The sequence below is a fragment of the Mesorhizobium zhangyense genome (genome assembly GCF_011045115.1).
Classification (GTDB): Bacteria; Pseudomonadota; Alphaproteobacteria; order Rhizobiales; family Rhizobiaceae; genus Mesorhizobium_M; species Mesorhizobium_M zhangyense.
Genome location: NZ_JAAKZG010000016.1, coordinates 14,222 through 38,079 on the forward strand (window position 1 = coordinate 14,222; position 23,858 = coordinate 38,079).

Annotated in this window: 20 protein-coding genes; 15 read left to right on the top strand and 5 right to left on the bottom strand. The window is 59.8% G+C overall.

Annotated elements, in window-relative coordinates; all coding sequences use genetic code 11:
• Positions 1-9 precede the first annotated feature (9 nt).
• From G6N74_RS25690 to G6N74_RS25700, 3 genes are all read right to left on the bottom strand, one after another.
• Entirely contained in the window at positions 10-852 is an 843-nt protein-coding gene (locus G6N74_RS25690; protein ID WP_246245945.1) for a transporter substrate-binding domain-containing protein, read from the bottom strand.
• Positions 853-920: 68 nt separating this feature from the next.
• On the bottom strand, positions 921-2,096 hold the full coding sequence (locus G6N74_RS25695; protein WP_165120851.1) for a M24 family metallopeptidase: 1,176 nt from the start codon (positions 2,094-2,096) through the stop codon (positions 921-923).
• Positions 2,097-2,153: 57 nt separating this feature from the next.
• A complete protein-coding gene (locus G6N74_RS25700) occupies positions 2,154-3,383 on the bottom strand; it encodes a diaminopropionate ammonia-lyase (protein WP_165120852.1) in 1,230 nt (409 codons plus the stop codon).
• A 115-nt stretch (positions 3,384-3,498) separates the two neighbouring features.
• On the opposite strand from G6N74_RS25700, the gene G6N74_RS25705 reads away from it, so the two are divergent.
• Entirely contained in the window at positions 3,499-3,975 is a 477-nt protein-coding gene (locus G6N74_RS25705; RefSeq protein WP_312857919.1) for an Lrp/AsnC family transcriptional regulator, read from the top strand.
• A gap of 220 nt (positions 3,976-4,195) precedes the next feature.
• Here G6N74_RS25705 and G6N74_RS25710 read toward each other — a convergent pair whose 3' ends face one another.
• On the bottom strand, positions 4,196-4,714 hold the full coding sequence (locus G6N74_RS25710; protein WP_165120853.1) for a hypothetical protein: 519 nt from the start codon (positions 4,712-4,714) through the stop codon (positions 4,196-4,198).
• A 268-nt stretch (positions 4,715-4,982) separates the two neighbouring features.
• Between G6N74_RS25710 and G6N74_RS25715 the strand changes: the two genes are divergently transcribed.
• The 4 genes from G6N74_RS25715 (at position 4,983) to G6N74_RS25730 (ending at position 10,165) form a co-directional block, all read left to right on the top strand.
• Positions 4,983-6,569: an ABC transporter substrate-binding protein gene (locus tag G6N74_RS25715; RefSeq protein WP_165120854.1), complete on the top strand. Its 1,587-nt coding sequence runs from the start codon at positions 4,983-4,985 to the stop codon at positions 6,567-6,569.
• 116 nt (positions 6,570-6,685) lie between these two features.
• Complete coding sequence (locus G6N74_RS25720) at positions 6,686-7,627, top strand: ABC transporter permease (RefSeq protein WP_165120926.1); 942 nt, start codon at positions 6,686-6,688, stop codon at positions 7,625-7,627.
• 7 nt (positions 7,628-7,634) lie between these two features.
• On the top strand, positions 7,635-8,525 hold the full coding sequence (locus tag G6N74_RS25725) for an ABC transporter permease (protein WP_165120855.1): 891 nt from the start codon (positions 7,635-7,637) through the stop codon (positions 8,523-8,525).
• Positions 8,522-10,165: a dipeptide ABC transporter ATP-binding protein gene (locus G6N74_RS25730; RefSeq protein ID WP_165120856.1), complete on the top strand. Its 1,644-nt coding sequence runs from the start codon at positions 8,522-8,524 to the stop codon at positions 10,163-10,165. The genes G6N74_RS25725 and G6N74_RS25730 overlap by 4 nt, the downstream gene beginning before the upstream one ends.
• A 23-nt stretch (positions 10,166-10,188) precedes the next feature.
• Here G6N74_RS25730 and G6N74_RS25735 read toward each other — a convergent pair whose 3' ends face one another.
• A complete protein-coding gene (locus G6N74_RS25735; protein ID WP_165120857.1) occupies positions 10,189-11,091 on the bottom strand; it encodes a LysR family transcriptional regulator in 903 nt (300 codons plus the stop codon).
• Between the two features lie 156 nt (positions 11,092-11,247).
• Here G6N74_RS25735 and G6N74_RS25740 point away from each other — a divergent pair, with 156 nt between their 5' ends.
• The 10 genes from G6N74_RS25740 (at position 11,248) to G6N74_RS25785 (ending at position 23,828) form a co-directional block, all read left to right on the top strand.
• Positions 11,248-12,675: an N-acyl-D-amino-acid deacylase family protein gene (locus tag G6N74_RS25740; protein WP_205826864.1), complete on the top strand. Its 1,428-nt coding sequence runs from the start codon at positions 11,248-11,250 to the stop codon at positions 12,673-12,675.
• Positions 12,676-12,714: 39 nt separating this feature from the next.
• Positions 12,715-14,277, top strand: a complete 1,563-nt coding sequence (locus G6N74_RS25745; protein ID WP_165120859.1) for a D-aminopeptidase — start codon at positions 12,715-12,717, stop codon at positions 14,275-14,277.
• A 78-nt stretch (positions 14,278-14,355) separates the two neighbouring features.
• A complete protein-coding gene (locus G6N74_RS25750) occupies positions 14,356-15,495 on the top strand; it encodes a DSD1 family PLP-dependent enzyme (protein ID WP_165120860.1) in 1,140 nt (379 codons plus the stop codon).
• A 135-nt stretch (positions 15,496-15,630) separates the two neighbouring features.
• The gene (locus tag G6N74_RS25755) at positions 15,631-16,554 is read left to right on the top strand and encodes a serine hydrolase (protein WP_165120861.1); all 924 of its coding nucleotides are present in this window, start codon (positions 15,631-15,633) and stop codon (positions 16,552-16,554) included.
• Positions 16,555-17,771: 1,217 nt separating this feature from the next.
• Entirely contained in the window at positions 17,772-18,809 is a 1,038-nt protein-coding gene (locus G6N74_RS25760) for an ABC transporter substrate-binding protein (RefSeq protein WP_165120862.1), read from the top strand.
• 5 nt (positions 18,810-18,814) lie between these two features.
• Positions 18,815-19,630: an ABC transporter ATP-binding protein gene (locus G6N74_RS25765; protein ID WP_165120863.1), complete on the top strand. Its 816-nt coding sequence runs from the start codon at positions 18,815-18,817 to the stop codon at positions 19,628-19,630.
• Between the two features lie 38 nt (positions 19,631-19,668).
• Positions 19,669-20,466, top strand: a complete 798-nt coding sequence (locus tag G6N74_RS25770; protein WP_376767760.1) for an ABC transporter permease — start codon at positions 19,669-19,671, stop codon at positions 20,464-20,466.
• Between the two features lie 79 nt (positions 20,467-20,545).
• Positions 20,546-21,904, top strand: a complete 1,359-nt coding sequence (locus tag G6N74_RS25775; protein ID WP_165120865.1) for an FAD-dependent oxidoreductase — start codon at positions 20,546-20,548, stop codon at positions 21,902-21,904.
• Positions 21,901-23,058 carry a CaiB/BaiF CoA transferase family protein gene (locus G6N74_RS25780; protein ID WP_165120866.1) on the top strand — a complete coding sequence of 386 codons (1,158 nt, stop codon included), beginning with the start codon at positions 21,901-21,903 and terminating at the stop codon, positions 23,056-23,058. The genes G6N74_RS25775 and G6N74_RS25780 overlap by 4 nt, the downstream gene beginning before the upstream one ends.
• The gene (locus G6N74_RS25785; RefSeq protein WP_165120867.1) at positions 23,055-23,828 is read left to right on the top strand and encodes an enoyl-CoA hydratase-related protein; all 774 of its coding nucleotides are present in this window, start codon (positions 23,055-23,057) and stop codon (positions 23,826-23,828) included. The genes G6N74_RS25780 and G6N74_RS25785 overlap by 4 nt, the downstream gene beginning before the upstream one ends.
• Positions 23,829-23,858: the final 30 nt, after the last annotated feature.

Consider the following 23,858-nt stretch of genomic DNA (forward strand, 5'->3'; position numbering starts at 1 on the left):
TTGCTAGTTTTACTCGGAGAGTGACCTGGCGATTTCTTCTTCAGAGGGCAGCGCCAGATTATATTTCGCGAGGATTGCATCGTATTCCTTCGATGCGACCAGCGTCTGCAACTCGTTCTTGAGCCGATCCAGCAGCTCGGTATTGCCCTTCTTGACGGCAATTCCCATCACGACAGGGAACAGAATCTCGGTGGATGTGATTTTCAGCCGATCTCCCGTTGCAAGGACGGCAGCCTTCGAAACGCCCGCATCATCGAAAACGACGTCCGCACCGCGAGACAGGAGCGCCTGTGCCGCCTCGGCGGACGTGGCGAATTCCTTGACGTCAATGGGATTGGATGCGCAGCTGGTGTCGGACGTTTTCTGAAGTTCCGGAACCCAGGCCGCGCCTTTGAGGTTTGCCACTCGCTTGCCGCATAGATCCTCCGGCTTCTTCGGCGCGAAATCGTCGTCGCTGCGCACCATCAGGGAACCGCCGGTCTTGGCATAGGGAATGTAGTCCACCACCTTGGCGCGAGCAGCCGTGACATAGAGAGCGGATGCGATGACGTCGTACTTGTTGGCTTGAAGCCCTCCGATGAGGCTGGCGAAGCGAGTGTCGACAAACTCGACTTCAAGCCCGAGCCTGGGCGCGATCGCGGCCAGGACGTCGGCATCCAGCCCCTTGGTGACGCCATTCTCCAAATAGTCATAGGGCGGGTAGACCTGATCTGATCCAACAAGAAGCTTGCCAGCGGTGATCGTGCCGACATCTTCTGAACGGGCAGCTCCCACAGAGCCCAGCGTGATCGCAAGAATTGCCATCGCCATACTCGATTTGGCGACAGCTGCGATTTTGATGTTGAGTTTCATTTTTTTATTCCCCTTGATTGTGAGACAGACCATCTGTCTCAGATGGACGGTTCTCCTCCCATTCGTCCTCAGCGAATTACTGGCAGTTCCCGCGGCGCTCTTTTCGTCAGCAGGCGTGGACCATCGCGGGTGATTGCGATGTTTTCCTCGTGGACGATCATCTTGCCGGGCGCGTATTCCATTCCGGGTTCGATGGTCAGGACCATGTTTTCGAGGATTACGGTGCCATCGCCGAGCCGATGTGATGGCGGCTCGGTCAATTGAAGCCCAAGCCCGTGACCGAGGCGGCCGACATTGTTTCCGATCGCGCCGGCGTCCTCGATGAACTTCGACATCGCGCGGAACATGTCATCGGTGGTGGCACCGGGAACTGCAGCCTTGATCCCTGCTTCCGTCGCAAGCCACAGTGCTTCATGCACCCTGTGCGCATCATCGGAGACGGTACCGACGGCGTAGTTGCGGTCGAAATCGCAAAAGTAGCCGTCGAATGTCGATCCGGTATCGATGAAGAGGATGTCGCCTTTCTCCAGAACACGGTCGTGAGGCCCGCAAACGATCTGCTCGACCCCTCCGGGACCGGAAATCACAGGTAGGAACGGAGTCGAATCCGCCCCCCGGCGAGCAATGTCGATGCGCAATTTGCGGGCAACCTCGCGTTCGCTTTCGCCGATGGATATCTGCGACGGTAATGCTTCGTAGGCGTCGCTCGCTATCTGGCAGATGTAGTTGATGTGTTCGATTTCAGCGACGGTCTTCACCATGCGGATCTCCCAAAGGCATGGCGAACCGTCCTCGATACTGGACCCGACAGTTTCGCGAAGCCTGAGGAATTCCGAGACAGGCATGCGCAGCGCCATTTCCCGGCCCATTTCCGCACCGATCCTCCCGAAGCGTTTCGGTAGGCCTTCCAGAGTTGCCTTGAGGAGAGAAAGACCGTCGTCTTCCGGCACCGGAGCTGGCCAGGTCCGTATGTCCTTCATCCATGTCAGGGCCATTTCTGGTGCGCCGATCTCCGGGATGACGGCGATAGGCTCTCCAGCCGAAGGAACGACGATGAACCACGGCCTTGTCGGGCTTTCCCAGAACTGAGAGTCAAATCCCGTAAAGTATCTTACGTTCGGTGGTGCGGAGACAAGGAGTGCATCAAATCCGTGAGTGCTCATGATCTTTTGAGCACGGGCTACGCGTGCCTCGAATTCCGCGGACGAGAAGCCTCTCCTCGGAACAATCAGTTGGTTTTGCATAGCATGTCCTTCCAAAATTGTGCGTTCTACGCCGAGGGCGTAGGCAGATTGATCCGTCTATCGAACCAGGGCGGTCGGAGTACCTGCGCGGGCAGGAGCGCCGGATACTGACTGGGGCGATACTCCGACAATCTCCTCGTAGGAAGCCGGGTCGGTGGCAGTCTCCGTGTTGATGAGAAGCACGCGGCTGTGCTCATCCAGCTTCAAGATCGCGCGGGCCTCGGCATCTGCGGCTACCACCTGAAGTCCTGCCAACCCGGCCGCCCCGCTTTCACCTGCCACAATTCCCTCTTGATCCTGGCCACGGAACGCGAGCGAACGCATCGCATGCTTTGCGTCCTCTTCGGAAACAGTCATGAAAGCATCTGCTGTCCTTTGCAGTATCCGCCATGCGACAAGCGACGGCGTATAGCACTCCAGCATCGCCATGATGGTTGGTTGGGTTGGCGTAAAGGAGCGCAGTTCGCTTGCGGTGGCCGTCTCGAAAAGGCACGCAGCGCGGTCCGGCTCGACGATGATCGCGGTAATATTGTCGCGCCCCAGGACTTCGGAAAGATACCCCGAGATACTGCTGGCAAAGCCGCCGACACCCGCCTGAAGGAAGACATGAGTGGGCGGTTGAAGTCCCTGGAGCGCAAATTGCTCAAGCGCTTCGTCCGCGAGGACTGTATATCCTTGTGCTACCAGACTTGGGATTGACTCGTAGCCCTGCCAGGATGTGTCAGACACGAGAATCCATTTGCGCTCTGCACTTATTCTTTCTGCTTCCGCGACGGAGTGGTCATAGTTTCCATCAACCCGGATGACCTCGTCAGCGCCAATGGCATTGGCCCTTGCGGGAGTTACCCCTTCATGGACGAAGATAACCGCCTTGCAACCGAGCAGTCGCGCGCCGGCAGCGACCGACTTCCCGTGATTGCCGTCTGTCGCGCAGCAGAACGTTATGGATCTTGCATATTCTCTGGCCGTGGGGGAGACAAGTTGGGGTATTGCGACTTCGCTTCCCAGGTGTTCTTCCAGCATGGATTTAAAGATCGCCATCACGGCGTAGGCTCCACCCAACGCCTTGAAGCTACCTTGATTCAATCGCTGCCCTTCGTCCTTGATCAGGACGTGTCCGGTCCCTGTCTGCTTTGCCAGCTCGGGAAGTGAGATCAAGGGAGGGGTCTCGTTCTGCCCCCACAGCGCGAGAAACGGGCGCACGATATCAGGGGCATCAACACCGACGATGCGTCTGTCCGCCTCATTTAACTGACGATCGGCGGCTTTATAGAAATGCAACTGCATGGAACTCTCTTGCCTGATTTTCTAAGAGAATATTCCAAGACAGAGTTTATTTGTGCTCTCATTTGGATATGAATGTGCAAGTTTCTTGCAAATTGTCTGAGATTAGGAGGGTCTGGTGAAGAAGCAACCGGTGGTAACGGTCGACGATTTCGATCTAAAGATTCTCCAGCTGGTTCAGGTCGATAACATGATGCCGCAGCGGGCAATTGCGGACCGGATCGGACTTTCGGCTCCGGCGGTTGCCCGGCGGCTTCAACAGCTTCGTGAAAGCGGTGTCATTAGAAGGGACATCGCAATCGTGAACGAAACGGCCGTGGCCCGCCCACTGACGATTATCGTTCACGTGACGACAGAGAATGAGCGCCTGGATCTATTGGACGCCATGAAGGATCGGTTCCTTCGCTGCAGGCAGGTGCAGCAGTGCTATTATGTAACCGGGGAAATGGACTTCATTCTGATCGTGAACGTCAAGGACATGGCCGAATACAATGAAATGACGCGTGAGCTCTTCTTCGAGGGTGGCAACGTCAAAAGCTTTCGAACCTGCGTTTCTATGGAAAACGTCAAGACGAATGGACCAATCCCACTCTAGGAACTTTCGCAAGCGCAAGGCTATGAGGGTCTAGAATAGTCTCTATGGGAGGGCCGGTGACGAACGCAAAACCGCCCCGGGTGTACCCCGGGGCGGGCCGTTATGAACGGCAAACCAGGACCATCTGCTTTCAAACCACTTCTTAAGACTCCGGCCGGTCGATGACTGTCAGACATTCTTCTTTAATGCTTGCCACGCAAGCCAAGGTTTAGGAACTTGATCAAGGAGAAAGATAATGGCTGAATTGAAAGACGCTGAAACCAAGCGGGCAGACAGCCCAATCGCCGCTGCACAGGAAACGCCTAAGAAAGAACAAGCCTCTCAGAAGGCTAAATAACCGAAGGCTCGTGTGGCAAGTGCTTCCGGGACTAAAAATTCCAAAGTCAAAAAAGACACTTCTTCGGCGCCAAGCGGCCAGCGTCCGGCCTCGGGTCGGGTATGTCCCTTGGAACCACGATAACATCGGCATTGATGAGTTCGGCATAGAGGCAAAGATGAGCTGTTCCGGATCGGGGTCGAAATTCGTCGAAATCGGAACGATCCGGCAGAAGGGGTCTACGCCGGCAAAGGGCAGATTGATCGACACTTTGTTCGGACTCTCTACCGGCAAACCTTGAGCAGACACCGGTCGTGCACCTATCAGACCGGCGATGGCGGTGCCGTGGGCCGAAAATTTCCAACCTGTTGCCGGGACAACGTAGCGCGCCGCATATTTTCCAGGTTCAAGCCGCTTGCTCAAGCCTCCTCAAGCCGATAGCAATATGCTATAGAACGCGAAAAGAAAGTTTCTTTCTTGCCCCCGGGTGTTTCCCTATCATCCGGCACTGCACCCGATGCAAGATACACGACAAAAATGGGGAACATATGTCATCTGGTGAGGGCGAAAGTGTGGGCGAAAGTCGCCAAGGCATCATTGATGCAGTTATGCATTCAATGCCGATTCTGCCCTGCGTCTACGACACGCCCGCTCTCAAGCGTATCCCCGGTTCTTTCTATGGAGATGTCGCATGAAACCACCGTCGATCCGTTCGATCAGCCGCGCCTGCCTGCTGGCGCTCGGTACACTGATAATCAATCCCGCCGCGAGCCATGCGCAGCCGGACACGCTGCGCGTCGTCATGCAAACGGGCCTGCGCCTCATGGACCCGATCATGACGACGGCCTACATCAGCCGCGACCATGGCTACATGATCTACGACACGCTTCTGGGCCTCGATTCGAAGTTTCAGGTGCGCCCGCAGATGGCGGACTGGACGACGTCGGAAGATGGTCTCGTATACACCTTCACGCTGCGGGACGGCCTCAAATGGAATGATGGCTCGCCGGTGACATCGGAAGACTGCATCGCCTCGATCCGCCGCTGGGCTGAAGTCGACGGAACCGGTGGCCCGCTAATGACGCTGGTCGATGAAATGAAGCCGCTGAACGAAAAAAGCTTCGAGATCAAACTGACGCAGCCCACCGAACTCATTCTTGAAGGTCTCTCGAAGCTCGGCGCCCGGCCGCTCTTCATCATGCCGAAGAAGGTCGCGGAAACCCCTGCTTCCGAGGCAATCACCGATTACACTGGCTCTGGGCCATATCGCTTCGTCAATGAAGAGTTCCAGCCCGGCATTAAGGCCGTCTACGAAAAGAATCCCGACTACATCCCACGTGACGAGCCCGCTGACTGGACCGCTGGCGGCAAGGTTGTGGGTGTCGAGCGCGTGGAATGGGTGACGATGCCCGACCAGATGACGGCGGTGAACGCGCTGGCAAATGGCGAGGTGGATTATATCCAGCAACTCCCCTACGACCTGATACCGCTTCTGAAGGACAATCCAGACGTAACCGTGAAGGTGCTGGACCATCTCGGCTCATGGACATATTTCACGATGAACCCCCGGCAGCCACCATTCAACAACAAGTTGCTCAGACAGGCCGCGCTCGCCGCCGTTGCACAGAAGGACATTCTGGATGCCATGGTCGGCAACCCCGAATACTCTAAGCCCTGCGCCGCGATCATGGGGTGCGGGACGGTGAACGGAGACGAGACCGGCAAGGAATGGATCGTCGAAGCCGACAAGGAAAAGGCCAAAGCTCTGATGGCGGAGGCCGGCTACAACAACGAGCCCGTGGTCATTCTTCATCCCACCGACATCGCACTTTTCTCCACCCAGCCGGTCGTCATTGGCGAGGCTTTGCGAAGCGTCGGCTTCAACGTGCAACTGAAGACCATGGACTGGCAGTCAGCGGTCAGCAACCTGACCAATGACAAAGGCCCTGACGAGGGTGGCTGGAGCATCTTCATCACCGGCGCGAGCATAGCGATTGCCAAGGACCCGTTCGGCAATTCGATGCTGGCAACTGACGGCAAGGCTGTGACCCGTCCCAATGTTCCGGAGATCCTCGACCTGCGCATGCAGTACGCCAAGGCTCCGAACGCCGAAGCACGCAAGGCGATCACGGTCGAGATTCAGAATAAGGCCATGGAGGAAGTGGCGGCTGGACCGCTCGGCCAGTTCCAGGTTCCTGCGGCCTTCAGCAACAAGTGGACCGGTTTTCTGGAGGCGCCAGTGACCGTATTCTGGAACGTCCGCAAAGCCGCCGACTAACACTGAGCACGTCAACGGGGCCGGCTTCCTTCCGGTCCCGTTTCCAGAATCCTAGTAGCATGTCGCTTGTCTCTTAGACGGAGCCCGCGACGACCCCAGGAAGTCCAAGGCGCATGTTGTTGTTCTACGTGCTCAGACGCATCCTTGCCGCACTGCCGGTCATGGTCCTTGTGGCAATAATCGTCTTCGCCGCACTACGACTTACGCCGAACGATCCCGCCACCATCATGGCGGGCGAAGATGCGACGGAGGCGCAACTCGAAGCCATTCGCGTCAGCATGGGTCTGGATCAGTCGATCCTGGTTCAACTGGGGACGTGGCTGCAGCGATTGGCGACCGGCGATCTGGGCGTTTCACTCATTTCGGGCGCCCCAGTTCTGGATCTCATCGGCGACCGCATCGGGCCTACGATCGCGCTCAGCACGAGCTCGTTCCTGTTCACTATGATGGTGGCGATCCCTCTTGGGGTCCTCGCATCCCGCAAGCCGGGCCATCTGGTTGACAGGGCTCTGATGGGCCTTTCGACACTCGGACTGTCGCTGCCCGTCTTCGTGATAGGGTATGTGCTGATGTATGCCTTCGCCATCAGCTTTCGATGGTTGCCGGTTCAGGGCTACGAGCCGCTGTCGAGCGGCTTTTGGGCTCATGCACAGCGGTTGATCATGCCGTCTCTCGCGCTGAGTGGCGCCTATATCGCGCTCGTCGCACGCATGACGCGCAGCAGCATCATCGAGGTCAAGGGCGAAGACTACATTCGCACCGCCCGTGCGAAGGGCGCCACGGAAACCGCCATCCTGATCCGCCACGCCTTGCGCAACGCCGCCATTCCCATCGTCACGGTCGTTGGGGCGGGTGTCGCGTCCCTTATCACTGGCGTTGTGGTCACGGAATCTGTGTTCAATCTGCCAGGCCTTGGGCGGCTGGTGGTCGAGGCGGTCCTTGCACGAGACTACCCGGTCATCCAGGCGCTGATTCTCTTGTTTTCGTTCATCTACATCCTTGTCAATCTGATCGTCGATATCCTCTACACCGTCTTCGATCCCCGGATCAGGTACTGAGCCGCGAATGTCGTCATTGCAAGAGTCAGGACCGATACGCCGTGAGGAAGCCGCGCCAGCTGGCGCAAACGCTATTCTGCGCGCCGCGCTCTCGAGCATCCCGGCATGGCTGGCCGCCGTGGTGATGATGTGTGTTGTGGCGATGGCGGTCTTCGCTCCCTTGATCGCCACCGCCAACCCCACCGCGATAGCACCGGCAGAACGCCTGCTCGGGCCTACTTCCGCCCATTTCCTGGGAACGGACGCGCTCGGTCGAGATACCTTTTCGCGCATCGTCTACGGATCGCGCCTGTCGCTGACGGTCGGCGCAGGAGTGACAGTCTTCAGTGTCGCGCTCGGGCTGGTCGTCGGAGTATTCGCGGGATATTTCCGCGCCTTCGATATGGTCATTATGCGCGTGATGGATGGCCTCATGGCCATTCCGGGTATTCTTCTGGCGATCGCACTGATCGCGTTGACGGGTGCCTCGCTGGCCACCGTTCTCGTGGCCATTACCGTTCCCGAGGTCCCTCGCGTCGTCCGTCTTGTACGGGGTGTCATTCTCAGCGTGAGATCGGAAGATTTTGTAGAGGCCGCGATCACCCTCGGCAGTCCCATCCGGCGCATCCTGTGGAGGCATCTCATACCGAGCACAGTCGCCCCGCTGACTGTTCAGGCGACGTTTGTCTTCGCGTCGGCCGTCCTGACGGAGTCGACCTTGAGCTTCCTCGGTGCGGGACTCCCCAGCGAGATCCCATCCTGGGGGAACATGATGGCTGACGGGCGCATGTATTTTCAGCTCAAGCCGGGCCTCATCTTCTTTCCCGGCTTCGCGCTTGCGATGACGCTGCTTAGCGTCAACATCATCGGCGACGTCTTGCGTGACCGGCTCGATCCGAAAATGGAGAAGCGGGCATGACGGATGCCCAGAAGGCCATGTCGGACAAAACCGTCCTGCAGATCAAGGGTCTGTGCGTCGCGCTGGCCGGGCGCGGCGGCAAGCAATTGCTTCGCGACGTCGACATCGAGGTCAAAGCGGGCGAGATCACGTGTGTGGTTGGCGAATCCGGTTCCGGCAAGTCGCTGACGGCCTACTCGGTCATGGGACTTCTGGACCCGGAGAGCCTGCGCTGCACCGCCGGCGAAATCCTGCTTGAGGACGAGAACGTCCTGACAGTAACGCCGCGCCGCCTGCGCGAGTTGCGTGCGACTCGCATGTCCCTGATCTTCCAGGAACCGATGACTGCGCTGAACCCGGTCGAACGTATCGGGGCGCAGATCGAGGAAGTGCTGGAGATCCATTGCAGCGACGATGCCCGCACCCGGCGGCGGCGCGTTCTGGAGATGCTCGAAGCGGTCCACCTGCCCGATCCGCAGCGGATTTTCGATTCCTACCCGCATCAGCTCTCGGGCGGTCAGCGGCAACGTGTCGTCATCTGCATGGCGCTGATCCTCAATCCGAAGCTGCTGATCGCGGACGAGCCGACGACGGCGCTGGACGTCAGCACCCAAAAGCAGATCCTCGCGCTAATCCGCGAATTGCAGCAAAAGTTCAACACGGCTGTTCTCTTCATCACCCATGATTTCGGTGTCGTGGTTGATGTCGCGGACAAAGTTGTGGTCATGAACCAGGGCGAAGTGGTGGAGACCGGATCGCGCGACGAAATCCTGCGCTCGCCTCGTAATGATTATACCCGGATGCTGGTTTCGTCGGTTCCCAGCCTCGTGCCGCAGTCGCGCGAGGCCGTTACAGGAGATGTCGTTCTTTCGATAAAGGGACTTTCCAAGATCTTTGTCCGTCGCCGTATATTACGCCCATCGACGGTGGTCGAAGCGGCCGTAGACTGCGATTTGACGCTGCACCGTCGTGAAATCCTGGGCATCGTGGGACAGTCGGGCTCGGGAAAATCGACCCTCGCGCGATGCGTCATCGGCCTGGAGACGCCGAGCGCCGGCCGGATCGTCCTCGCCGGCGAGGAACTGGTGAACGCTCGGGGAAACGCGTTTCGCGAACGGTTCCGTCGCATCCAGATGGTGTTTCAGGACCCGTACCGGTCGCTCAATCCCCGCGTCCGGGTCGGCGAATCCATCATCGAAGGTCCGACCAATTTCGGTGTTCCGCGCGCCTTCGCCATGGAGCGAGCCAAAAGCCTGATGGAGCTCGTGGGTCTTCCCGTTTCCGCTCTCGACCGCTTTCCACACCAGTTCTCGGGAGGACAGCGCCAGCGCATCAGCATTGCACGGGCGCTGATAATGGAACCCGAGGTGCTGGTTGCCGACGAAGCCGTGTCCGCCCTCGACGTGTCCGTCCAGGCCCGGATACTGAAGCTTCTGGAATCAATCCGGGAGAAGACAGACGTCGGGCTTTTGTTCATCACGCATGATCTTCGCGTTGCTGCCGAAATATGCGACCGCGTGATCGTCATGAACAAGGGGCGGATCGTCGAGCATGGCTCGGCCGAAGCGGTGCTGGTTCATCCACGTGACGCTTATACACGCGCGCTCATCGATGCAGCGCCCGGGCGCCACTGGGACTTCCGCAATTTCCGGCCGCTTTAAAGCAAATCCGGATCGCTCTGGAGTCAGACTTCTTCGTTCTGAAGCGCCTGCTTCATGGCCCTGAAGAAATGCCAAGCCACAGTTCCGTTGCGGACCGGGGCGCTCGACAACATGTTCACTTCAAATGTCAGCGCGGGGCGGATCGGGACGATCCGCATGCCTGAGAGCACGACCGATCGCGCCGTGAAAATGTCGACAATGGTCAGGCGGTTGAACTGCTTGGCCAGAAACGGCAGCACGTCGAGCGAGTGGCTGACGATTCGCTCGTCCGATGCGATGCCGTGGCGCGCCAGTGCCTCGTTCACGATGTGTCCGATGGCGCCGCGCGGCGACATGTTGATCATCGAGGTGCCAGGATCGAGCTTCGCGAGTTCCAAAAGGTTGTCTTCGACGTGTGACGATCCTTCCGGCACCAGTGCCACAAGCCGGCCACGGCCCACATTGGTCGAATGAAGGTTCTGTGTATCGACCGTGCCGGAGACAAAACCGAGATCGACCCGCCCCTCATGGATCAGCGCCACCTGCTGCTCGGCAAGCCCGATCGTGATCTTTAGGTTGAGGTCCGGAAATCGGGCCAGAACACGCTCGGAAGCGTAGGCAAGATGCTCGCGGCCATAGAGGCTGACCGTGGCGATCGACAACTGCTTACCCATGCCCAGCGCCATAGACTCCACATGCCGCTCGAGACGCGAAATGCCATGATTGAGAATGCGGCTTTCCTCATAGAGCGAATGGGCCTCATGAGTCGGGTGAAGCTTGCCCTGCCGGCGCTCAAAAAGCACGACCTTCAGGGCCGCCTCGAAATCTTGGAGATGACGGCTCGCGGTCGGCTGGGAGATCCCGAGCTGCCGCGCGGCGACGTTGATCGACCCGTGTTTGTAGATCGCGCAAAAGACCTGGATACGCTGAAGTGTCAGTCGCCTCATAGGTCATACTATATAGAATAATGCTATAAGATGGGAAAGCATATTTTGTTATCCGGCGCGCGTGCGCCGCATATACTTTCGCGTCAGGGGAGCCGGAGACCGTGTCGCTCGGTCGAGGGCCTGCCGAGCCCGACCCTGTGCCGAGAGGACCAAAAGTTGAAAGCAGACATCATTTTCCGCAATGCCGACATTATCGACGGAACGGGCGGCCCGAGACGCAAGGGCGATGTCGCTGTCACGGGTGATCGCATCGCCGCCATTGGCGAACTTTCCGAGATGGCGGGAGGGCGTGAAGAAGATTGTTCCGGGCTGGCGGTGGCGCCCGGCTTCATAGATCCACACGTGCACAACGACCTGGCCGTGTTCACCCACCCGGACATGGCGTCCGTGGTCAGCCAAGGTGTGACGACGATCATAAATGGCAATTGCGGTTTCTCACTGGCTCCGTTGACTGCGCCAGACCCGGTGCCGCAGCCGCTGAGGATGCTTTTCGGGCTCAATGCACCACGTTTTGCGTCGTTTGGAGAATATCGAGATCGCCTGCGCGCGGAACCGCCGGCCGTCAATTCCGGCTGTCTTGTCGGGCATGGCACGCTGCGGGTCAACGAGGTCGCGGACCTGGAGCGCGCCGCCGACGAGACAGAGCTGCGCGCCATGAGCCGCGCGCTCGACAAGGCGCTCGCGGAAGGTGGGATCGGCCTTTCGACGGGGCCTTTCTATGCGCCAGCCCGTGCCTCCTCCACCCATGAACTGACGCAGATGGCACGTGTCGCGCGGCAGCACGGAAAGCTATACGTCACACATATGCGCGACGAAGGCGACCGTGTCGTCGAAGCAGTCGAGGAAACGCTCGAGATCGGACGGAATTCGTGCTGCGGCGTGCATATCTCGCACCACAAATGCGCGGGGGTTGCGAACTTCGGCGTTTCGGTTCGCACGCTGGAAATGATCGACGCCGCCATGAAGCTTCAGGACGTCGGTCTCGACACCACCCCGTGGACGGCAAGCTCGACGATCCTAAATTCCGGCCGGCACCGTCAGGCGGAGCGCGTGATCGTCGCGGAATCGGAACCGTTTCCCGAACATACAGGCCGTGACCTTGCCGACGTCGCGGCGGAATGGGGCGTGGACCTCGACGAGGCGGTCGAAAGGCTGCTGCCGGCCACAGGGATATTCTTCATCATGGACGAGCAGGATGTGCAGCGGATCCTCAGCTACCAGCACACGATGATCTGTTCGGACGGCATCGCAGGGGGCACGCATCCGCATCCCCGCGTCTGGGGGACGTTTCCAAGGGTTTTGGGCCACTATGCACGCGACGTCGGGCTTTTTTCGCTCGAGGAAGGCGTTCGCCGGATGACCTCGCTTACGGCGGATCGCTTCGGGTTGAAGGAGCGCGGCAGGCTTCGCGCCGGGCATTTTGCCGACATCGTGGTTTTCAATCCGGCGACGATCAGCGAGCGCGCAACCTATGAGAAGCCGGTGCAACCGGCGGAAGGCATCGCTTCAGTCTATGTCAACGGGACCGCTGTATGGAAGTGTGGAGAGATTACCGGCTCGAGGCCGGGACATGTGCTGGCTTAGGGTGCTCTCAGTACTGCCCCTCCTGTTCGCTCCCGAGCCATGAGCAATCTGCACTTTGCCGAACTTGAACTTGCGCTCGACGCGCTGCCGCGCCTCTATCCTGGGCCGGGCGGCACTGCGGGGGTGGTCAGCGAAGGCAGGATAATCGCAGCGAAAGCCTGGGGTTATGCGGATCTTACCCGGCATCGTCCGATGGAAACCGGCACCCGACTGCCTATTTGCTCGATCACCAAGCAGTTCACCTGCGGCGTTCTGATTTCCCTGTTTGCCCATCCCGATCGTCTCGATGCGGGCGTGGCGCGGCTTCTTCCCAGGTTCAAGGAGGCACTGCCGTCAATAGAGGAACTGTGCAACAACCAATCGGGTCTCAGAGACTATTGGGCGCTCACCGTGTTGCTGGGAGCCTCCGCTGGTCAGATATTCGACCGCGAAGACGCAATTCGAATGTTCACCACGATGGAGCGCAGCCATTTTGCGCCTGGCACGCGCTATTCCTATTCCAATGGCAACTTCCGGCTCCTTGCAGAAATGATCGAGGCAGAAAGCGGCAGACCGCTGGAATGCCATTACCGTGACGTGATCTGGAAACCGGCCGGGATGGAAACGGCAATCTCAGCCCCGGATACGCGTTTTCCGGTTGATGACGTGATCGGATACGAGGGCAACGCCGCATCCGGTTTCTTCCCGGCCGCCAACGGCATCTATTGGGTTGGTGACGCCGGAATCTCGGCATCGCTGAAGGATATGCTGGCCTACGAACGCTGGATCGACAAATATCGCGATGATGCCGACGCGCTCTACGCGCGTCTGGCGCGGCCAGTGAAATTCAGAGATGGCACACCAGCCGCTTACGGCTTCGGGGTAGCACATGGGAAGCTCGGAGATTTCGAGACGACAGGGCACGGCGGGGCGCTGCGGGGCTTTCGGGCCCATCGGTTGCATGTCGCTTCCGAACGGCTGTCCGTCTTCGTGGCATTCAACCATGAAGCGGACGCGCACCATGCTGCGCTGCATCTTGGTAGAGCCGCGCTCGGCATCCCGCAACAGCGCACGGCCGCCGTCGACGAAAGCTGGCGCGGACAGTGGACGTGTTCCGAGACCGGCCTCATCTGCCGTGTCGACACCGGCGAGACAGGGGCGACCCTCAACTTTGCGACTGGGCGGGAAAAACTGACGTCAGCCTCGGACCGAAGCCTTCATGGCCCAATTACCAGCATGACGAGAACCGGAACGACACTGACGATGTCGCGGCCGAAAGAGAACCTCGTCAGCCGCCTGATGCCGCTGGAGCGTGTCGAGACAGCCGATGCCATAGAGATCGCCGGGCGTTATGCGTGCGACGAACTCGATGCGGCCATGATCATCGAGACCGCAGATTGTGGGGTTTATTCACGTTTCGAAGGCTTCCTCGGCGTCGGCCCCATGGAACTCGTGAGCCCCGCAGGACCGGACACGTGGACCGTCGCGACGCGCCGGACACTGGACGCCCCTGCGCCGGGAGAATGGACGCTAAGCATCAGACGCGGGATGAACGGAGCCGTAGCGGGATGTGTGCTTGGCTGCTGGCTCGCACACGGGCTGCGCTATCGCAAAGTGTCGTGATATTGGGCATGGATTCTGTCGGTTCCCTACGAACTTTGCCGGCAAAATTCGCCAACCTTGAACGAGAACAGGCAGACTATGGACTTAGAGACACTTGAGGTCGGCTACGACATCCCCGCCCGTCCCGGTCAGCGGGTCGTCGAGGTTTTAACTCCGGCCCTAATTATTGACCTTGACCGGTTCGAGCGCAACCTCGGCCGGATGCGCAACTTCATCGCGCGCCATGGCCTGCGGCTGCGAGCCCACGCCAAGACCCATAAGTCGGCCGATATCGCTCTGAGGCAAATAGTCGAGGGCGGAGCGTGCGGCATATGCTGCCAAAAGGTTTCGGAGGCGGAGGCGTTCGTCAGGGCAGGAATAACTGACATCCTGGTCTCTAATGAGGTCCGCGGCGATGCGCGCGCCGATCGCCTCGCGTGGCTCGCCGCAAAGGCGCGGATCATTGTCTGCGTCGATGACATCCGTTCTGTAGGAGAATTGTCCCTGGCTGCCCAGCGCCACGGCAGCACGTTGGAAGTTCTGGTCGAGATCGATTGCGGGGCACATCGCTGCGGCGTGGCGCCGGGTGCGGCCGCCGTAGACCTCGCCTGCGCCGTGAATGAGGCCCCCGCACTCCGGTTCGAAGGACTGCAGGCCTATCAGGGCAGTCTTCAGCACATCGAGGCTCCCGTCGAACGACGACGGAATGCCGAAACGGCCGCGCAGGCAACCCGCACCACCGTCGAAATGCTCGCGGCTGCCGGAATGGAATGCCGCACGGTGGGCGGCGCCGGCACGGGGTCGTTTGCAATGGACGCCGAGCTCGGCGTCATCAACGAGCTTCAATGCGGTTCATACATCTTCATGGATGCCCATTACGATCGCGTGAAAGAAGATGGCGGCGGAAAACCGGGCGGGATGGAGAATGCTCTATTCGTCATGGCCGGCGTGATGAGCACGGCCATTCCAGGCAGGCCCGTCTGCGATGCCGGCCTTAAGGCGCTCGCTGTCGACAGCGGCCTGCCCCGTGTCGATCGGGCGGAAATCCGGTACGTTCGCGCGACGGACGAACACGGGGTTCTGGACGATCCGGAACGTGTCCTCGATGTAGGCGATCGGCTGCTGCTCGTGCCCGGACACTGCGACCCGACCTGCAACCTTCACGATTGGTATGTCGCAGTGCGGGGCGAACGGGTAGAAGCCATCTGGCCGGTCACGGCCCGCGGAAAGCTGTTCTGACGTCGCGCCTCCGGTGCGGACCAACCCCTCAAATATACTATGGGCTGCCGAAATAAATTGCGTTTCCAGTGCTCCGGGGTTCGCATAGGCTTCCAATCCTGATGGCGAGGGGCCATCAAAAGGCTTGGGAAAGATATGTTCTTCATACAAAGCGATGCCATGTCCGGGCTGGGACAAACCTGTGTCTCGACATTTTTGGACACGTTCGCAGATCGTGGGCTCAAGGAAGACAATTTCGGCATGGTGATAGTTCGGCAACCCGCCAAGGGTGCGGAACCGGAGGGGTTTTCCTGGCGGGGCGACTGGGTCTGCTACCCGTGCAGCGTGGTCAAATCCTTTCACCTGGTACATGCGCTTCACGCGCTCGATGCAGGTTTGCTGACGCCTCACGACGATCTCGATCGGGCGATGCGCGACATGATCCTTTGGTCCTCCAATACAGCTACGAACTATGTGATCGACCTGTTGACCAAGACGACTGGAGACACGTTGCTCGAAGGCGACGAACTGGAAGCATGGATCGACAGGCGAGAAGGCCTCAACCGCTTCTTTCACGATCTGAAATGGCCCGAATATGCCGGATGCAACATCTCCCAGAAACTGATGGGCGACATCCGCTACGGCAGGGAGGCGACCTACGCTTCGCGAGATGGTGGATATCTGAACGCATTGACACCGCTGGTGGCCGCGCGTCTGGTGCATGAACTTTTCGACGGCAACCTGCCTCTCTCCGAGGCCGGGCGCGAACGCGCCCAGCGCATCATGTTTCGGGATCGCAATTCCCCCGAGGCCAAGATGCCAAAATTTCAGGTTGACAACTATCTCGGCGGGGGTGCCCCCGCGGATTGGCTGTTATGGAGCAAATGCGGCTGGAACCCCTGGTCCGGTGATGAGCGGACCTCCTATTTCAAACATGACCTCGCCAGGATCCAGAAGCCGGGTGAACCGGCGCTGACGATCTCGCTGATGACGAAGGGCAAAGTTCTTTGCGAAGATCATCCCGAAATGTTTCCGCAGATGAGCCGGATCGTGCTTTCAAGCTTCGGGTCGGTTGCATAAGCAGTTGCTATGATAGGAGGCGGGCTGCGGGCAGGTAACCTTATGATAGCCGACCGCTGTACGGATTTCAGGTGGCGCTTGCCTCGAACTGATCCAAGGTTGGTGCGGGGTTGAAAGCGAAACGTCCCTGCCGTTTGCGCATTATGTGAACCATCTCGGTGCCGGCAAGGTTGACCGCTGCTGGCGCAAACGATCTGACCCAGCCCCGGTCGGCACCCCTTGATGGCCCTGAACAAAAGCGTGGAGGATGTCATTCCAAATCGTTGGGAAACAAGCGACATGTTTTTCCACCTCCTCAAGGACCAGGATCGACAGGAAAGCAGCAATCGGGAGGTTTCTACGTTGAAACAAAGCGCAGGCGTCCGCCCAGAACGTTCGACATCAGCAATGATAGCGCGGTATTCCGCAAGCCGTCCGTCGAAGTGGTTGCGGTAAGCAGGGACGGTCTGGTGTTGACGGCGCGCGCACGTTCTTCGATCAGTTTTGGAAAGCGCCGACCGCCACCCTTGCGTTCGATTTCTTTCGGAAAGCTGCATTATCTGGGTCGCCCCGCATCGATCATCTTCGCGGAGTTCCCACGTCAGGAGAGGCGGGATACGAGGGTCGTTGATAAGCATCGCGACAAACGCTCCTGCCGAACAGGATCATTTTCTTTTATGACGGACGCGCCAACCGTACGCCGGGTCCCTCGCCATTCTCCGAGAGAGATTTGACATCCGCTGCTTCGAGGGCATGACGGATCGCTATCAGATGCAATACAGGCACCCGCTGCTCTTCTTCATAGGCTTGATCGGAACGCCATCCCCAATTCACCCCTCCCGACCCTTTTCCGAACGTTACTCGATATCTATTGGCGATTCGTCAGCGACCCGACATCGAAAATGCGTCTTTGATCCTTATCAATGTTTCCTGCGGGCAGCCTCGTTAAAAGTCTCAGCCAAGTGAAGCTTAATGCGAACTCGTAGTGCTAAGGAAATCACAGGGTGGCGTTGGCCGCCTTGACCTGCATCAACGAGGTTGGTTTCAACACTACTAACAACCGCGCTGGCGTCATCAAGCCTGCCGAACTTGGTGTTGCCAAATCGGCAATCAACATCGCGAAAAATTGTTCTTTTATCGAACGCGAAATCGGGCCATCATCCTCACAGTCCGGTGACGGCTCCCCCAGTCAGACAAGAAGCCGCATTGATCGAAGCCAACGACAGAAGGGGAACACGATGTCGAACTTCACCACCATGAACCGCCGCGGTTTCTTGACCAATGCCGCGCTGATGGGCGGCCTGGCCGCAAGCTGCAACCTGCTCACCGTTTCCGGCGCCGATGCCCAGGGACTCGCCAAGGTCCGCATGCAACTTGGCTGGTTGGCCTCCAATGGCCTGCTGGGCGAAGTCGTTGCCATCGAGAAGGGCTTTTATGCCGAACAGGGCATTGAACTTGAGATCGTGCCCGGCGGTCCCAATGTCGATGGGGTTGCCGGCGTTGCGTCCGGCCAGTCCAATGTCGGCCAGATCTCGTCAAGCCCTTCGGTGATGCTGGCCCGCTCGGCGGGCGTTCCGATCAAAGCGATCGCCGCCGGTTACCAGAAGCATCCTTACGCCTACTTCTCCAAGAAATCGAAGCCGATCGCAAAGCCTGAGGACATGGTGGGCAAGACAGTGGCGATCCAGCCGACCGGCGCCATCTTGCTGCGCGCGCTCTTGGCCAAGAACGGCATCGGCGAGGACCAGGTCACCGTAGTCAATATGGGCGCCGACATGAACCAGCTTGTCACCGGCCAGGCCGATGCCGTCGTAGGCTGGTTGACGAACACCAATGCGCTGAAGGTATTGGGCGCCGACCGGGTCGACATGATGCTATGGGATACTGGCATCCAGCTTTACGCCAACGTCTACTATACGACAGACGATCAGCTCGCGAACAACGCCGAGAAACTGACCGGCTTCATGGCAGGTACCGCCAAGGGTTGGGGCTATGCCCGCGACAACCAGGAGGAGGTTGTCGATATCTTGGTGAAAGCCTATCCGAACCTCGACAAGGCAAGCGAGCTGGAAGCCATCGGCCCGTTGATGAAATTCGCTTTCAACGAGACTACCGCGGCCAATGGCTGGGGCGCGATGAGCAAGGAAAACTGGGAAGCCCAGATCAAGACCTATGCCGATCTCGACCAGTTCAAGGGCACGGTGCCGACGGTGGATGACGTCATGAGCCTGGCTCTGCTTGACGCCACCGCCGACATCCGCAAGCAGGTCGGGTGAGCGCGATGCTTGGGGTCGCCCGGATGATGCAGCAGCCTGTGCAACCGGCCGAAGCGACACGTTCGGCGGTGTCCGTAAAGAACCTGGATATCCGCTTCGGCGGCAAGGGGGCCGAGTTCACCGCCCTGTCCGATGTCTCGGTCGAGATTCCGGAAGGCGCGCTGGTCACCATGCTGGGGCCTTCGGGCTGCGGCAAGTCCACGCTGCTGCGCGCCGTGGCTGATCTGGTCCATGTCTCGGACGGCTCCATCTCGGTGCTGGGACAGCCGCCGAAGAAGGCGCGCGAAGGCCGGGATTTCGCCTTCGTATTCCAGGAAGCAACGCTTTTGCCGTGGCGGAGCGCCATCGACAATGTTGGCCTGCCGCTGGAAGTCGGCAAACACGACAGTTCACTGCCGACGGCGGATCCGCAGGAAATGCTTGCGCTGGTAGGCCTCAAGGGCCGGGAAAAAGCGTTGCCGCACGAGCTTTCTGGCGGGATGCGCCAGCGCGTGGCGATTGCGCGTGCTTTGGTCACGCGCCCTCGCATCCTCCTGATGGACGAACCCTTCGGCGCGCTGGATGAAATCACGCGCGACAAGCTCAACGAAGAGCTGCTGCGGCTGTGGCAGGAAACGGGGACGACGATCCTGTTCGTCACCCACTCCATTCCGGAAGCCGTGTTCCTAGGGGAATATGTGTTGATGCTGGAATCGCTTCCGGGCCGGGTTAAGGAGTTCATGAAGGTGGACCTGCCACACCCGCGCAAGCTCGCCGTGCGCGATACGGTGGAGTTCATTCGCATCACCGCCAAGCTTCGCGCACTGCTGGAAGAATGCTGATGACTGATTTCACGCACGGTTCCAAACAGGGCGTTGCCATGCCATTGGAAAAACGCAACGGCGTGGCGGAGGCCGTGATGGGCTTCTTCGCCAGCCATTATCCCGCAATCCTTGCCGTCACGGGCTGCATCGCTCTTTGGCAGTTCGTGGTCTGGTTTTTCGCGGTCCCGACCTTCATGGCGCCGAGCCCGGTCGAGGTGTTCCATGCCTTCGGTGAGAATGGCGCGATCCTCTGGGCCAATCTGCTTCCGACACTGCTGGAAGCCTTTCTCGGCTTTATCTTCGGCAACCTCATCGCCATTCTTCTGGCGGTCTGGTTCGTCTATAGTTCAACCGCCGAAAAGGCCTTCTATCCGATTGCGGTGATCGTCAAGTCTATCCCGATCATCGCGCTGGCGCCGATACTCGTGCTGATCTTCGGCAATGGCATCGCGCCCAAGATCATCATCGCCGGTCTGATCTGCTTCTTTCCGACTCTGGTCAACATGGTGCAGGGACTGAAGGCTGCGAGCCCTGCGATGCTCGACCTGATGCGGGTGCTGTCGGCCAGCAACGCGGAGGTTTTCTGGAAGGTCCGCCTGCCGGCATCGCTGCCTTTCCTGTTCGCGGCGCTGAAGATTGCGGCGACAAGCAGTGTGATGGGCGCGATCGTCGCCGAGTGGATCGGTTCGAGCTATGGGCTTGGCGCGCTGATCATCGAAGCGACCTACAATTTCCGCTCGCCGCTGCTCTACGCCACCGTGGTCATCGCCGCGGGCCTGGCCGTGGCATTGTTCTTCGTCGTCTCCTTCATCGAATCCAGGGTGATCCGCTGGAAGCCTGACGCTCAACACTGAAACTGAACTTTTCGCGAGACTTTGACGCCATCGTTGCCGGCGCAGGGTTTTCTGCGACCTCAAACGGGAGGAACTGGACATGACAGCAACCATCAGAGAGCCCGGCGGAGATGTCCGCATCATCGACCGGTCCGACGTCGTGGTGGTGGGCGGCGGCCCGGCCGGCATCTCGGCCGCGGTATCGGCGGCCCGCAACGGCGCGAGTGTGACGCTTCTCGAACGCTATCCTTATGTCGGCGGACTGGCCGCCGGCGGCATGGTGCTGGTGCTCGACGACATGACCAACAAGCTCGAAATCACTGTGCAGGGCATCTGCATGGAAATGATCGAGCGGATGAAGAAATGGGATCTGTGCGTGACGCCGACTGACCGCGACCGGCAGCTCGACATTTGCGACACGCCCGAAGCCTGGCGGCGCTGGGCGCGTTGGGGCCTGTTCGATTTCCACACACAATCGATGCCGCATCCCGTGTGCTATTCCGCCGCCTTCGATCCGGACGGCTTCAAGCGAGCCGCCTATGACGTCATCCGTGAATCCGGTGTGAAGCTCAGAGCCCACAGTTGGTTCTCTTCGGCCATCATGGACGGCAACACCATCAAGGGCGTCATCTGTCAGACCAAATCAGGCCGTGAGGCTATCCTTGGCGATGTGGTGATCGACACCACCGGCGATCTGGACGTGGCGGCAAATGCGGGCGCACAGCACACCGAAGGTTCCTTCATCCTGACCACCGTGTCGCGCTGGGGTGGCGTCGATACCGAAGCTGCCGAACGCTTCGAGTTCGAGGAGCCGGAACGTTTCAAGCGGCTCGATCACGAGGCCAAGCGCCTGATCGGCGGCTGCTGGTCGTTCTGGTGGCTGAAGACGCCGCTGCCGGGTGTGATCTGGCTGAATTGCCCGCACATCCCCAAGCTGAACGGGTTGAAGGTCGAGGACCTGACTCATGCCGAACTGGAAGGCCGCAACCGCATCCAGAACCTCTTGGATTTCGCGCGCGCAAACTTCCCCGGCTTCGAAAAGTCCTACATCGTCGATTTCGCGCCGCAGACCGGCGTACGCCAGACCCGCCTGCTCGAAGGCGCCTATGTCGTAAGCAAAGACGACGTGATCAACCGTCGTCATTTCGCCGACACCGTCTGCCGCGGCCGTGACTACTACACGCCCTACCGCGCCATGCTGCCGCGGGAAATCGAGCAGCTCATCGTCGCCGGCCGGCACTATTCCGCAACGCCGCAGGCGCAGAAGTCGAGCCGCGAGATTCCGCCTTGCATGGCGATGGGGGAGGCTGCCGGTGTCGCCGCCACCGTCGCGCTGAATGCGGGTGTGGTCGTGCGGCAGGCCAATGTCGCCAAGATTCAAAAAATGATGCGGGCGCAGGGGGCCGACCCCGGCGACATGCCCTCGGAAAACGCTACTTACCTGGAGGCCGCAGAATGAGCATTTTACCCCTCGATGGCATTCGCGTCGTCGACTTCACCCAAGTCATGCTCGGACCCTGCTGCACCCAGATGCTGGCGGATTATGGCGCCGAGGTCATCAAGATCGAAAAGAACGGCATCGGCGACCTGTCGCGCTGGTCGCTCGGCTCCGATCCGGACGGTCTCAACAATCCGGTCTTCTGCTCCCTCAACCGCAACAAGAAGAGCCTTGCACTCGACCTCAAACAGAAGGATGCCCGGCAGGCCGTGCTTGCGCTGCTGGAAACCGCCGACGTCGTGGTCAACAACTTCCGCCCAGGCGTTATGGAACGCATGGGTTTCAGCTACGAGAATCTGAAGAAGCTCAATCGCGGCATCATCTTTGCCGTTGGCACCGGCTTCGGCCTTGAAGGCCCGTACCGGCACAAGGGCGGGCAGGACATATTGGCGCAGGCACTGACCGGTGTCATGCGCAGAAAGTCAGATAGTTCGCATCCGACGTCGATCTATGCCACGCCGCTGGCAGACTATTCGGCGGGCATGCATCTGGTGCAGGGCATCCTTCTGGCGTTGCTGCACCGACAGAAGACGGGCGAGGGCCAGCAGGTGGCGGTCAGCCTCTACAGCTCCATGCTTGCCATGCAGATGCAGGAAGGTGCTGCCCACATGATGCGCGGCAAGGATCTGAACTGGGGCGCGTTCCCGCTGACAGGCGTATTCGATACCACGGACGGCGCGCTCGTCATGGTCGGCGCCTTCAAGCAGAATCCGCTCCAGGATATCTGCAACGCGTTGGAGATCGAGGATCTCTCGGCGAGGCCCGAATACGAGGATTTCGACCAGCAGATGCTGCGCCGGCCGGCACTTCAGGCGGTGTTCCGCGAGAACTTCGCCAAGAACACGACGGCACATTGGCTGAGACGGCTCGAAGAGGTCGATATCCTCTGCGCGCCTGTCCGTTCGCTGCCGGAGGCGCTTCAGGACGAGCAGACCTTCATCAATAAGATGATCCTTGAGGCCGGCGAAACCGCCGCCGGTCCTGTCAGGCTCATCGGCTCGCCGATCGACATGTCGGCCGCGCCCGTTTCGGTTCGGCTGGCGCCGCCCACGCTCGGCCAGCATAATGAGGAAATCCTCGCCGAGAAGCGGATGGTGCGGGGCAACGCGGCATGAGCGTCGAGTTCTCGGTCGAAGGGCGAATCGCCCGTGTCACGCTCAATCGGCCCGAGCGGCTGAACGCCGTCAATGCCGAGGTGGAGCGTCAGCTCGACACTATCTGGAGCGAGATCGAAAGCCGCGACGACATAAGCTGCGTGGTGCTGACAGGGGCCGGCGAAAAGGCGTTCTGCGCGGGAGCCGACCTGAAGGGCGTGGACAAGTCCGGTCTGGAATACTGGGCGGAAAGCCGGCCGAATGGTTTTGCCGGACTTTCCTTCCGCCGCAGCCTGGACGTACCGGTGATCGCCCGCGTCAACGGCTATGCATTGGGTGGCGGGTTCGAGATGGTGCTGGGCTGTGATATCGTGGTGGCGGCCAGAACGGCGAAATTCGGGCTGCCGGAGGCGCGCGTGGGCCGCATGCCGCTCGACGGCGGCATGGTGCTTCTGCAACGCAAGATCCCCTTCAATCGTGCGATGGGGATGATGCTGACGGGCCGTCAATTCACCGCCGAGGAGATGTTCGATTTCGGCATCGTCAATGAGGTGGCGGATGACGCCGAGCTCGATGCCGTGGTCGACCGTTGGGCTGCCGACATCGTCGCCTGCGCGCCGCTGTCATTGCGTGCGATCAAGCAGACGGTCAACCGCACCGGGCATCTGAGCCCCTCCGAAGCGCAGTCGCTACGCACCCCGGCGCTGGTCAGGGCGCTGACCAGCGAAGATGCGTTGGAGGGGGTCGCGGCTTTCCAGGAGAAGCGGGCGCCTGTTTGGCGCGGCCGGTGAGCATGGTATAGCCGGACAGCTATCCGGGGG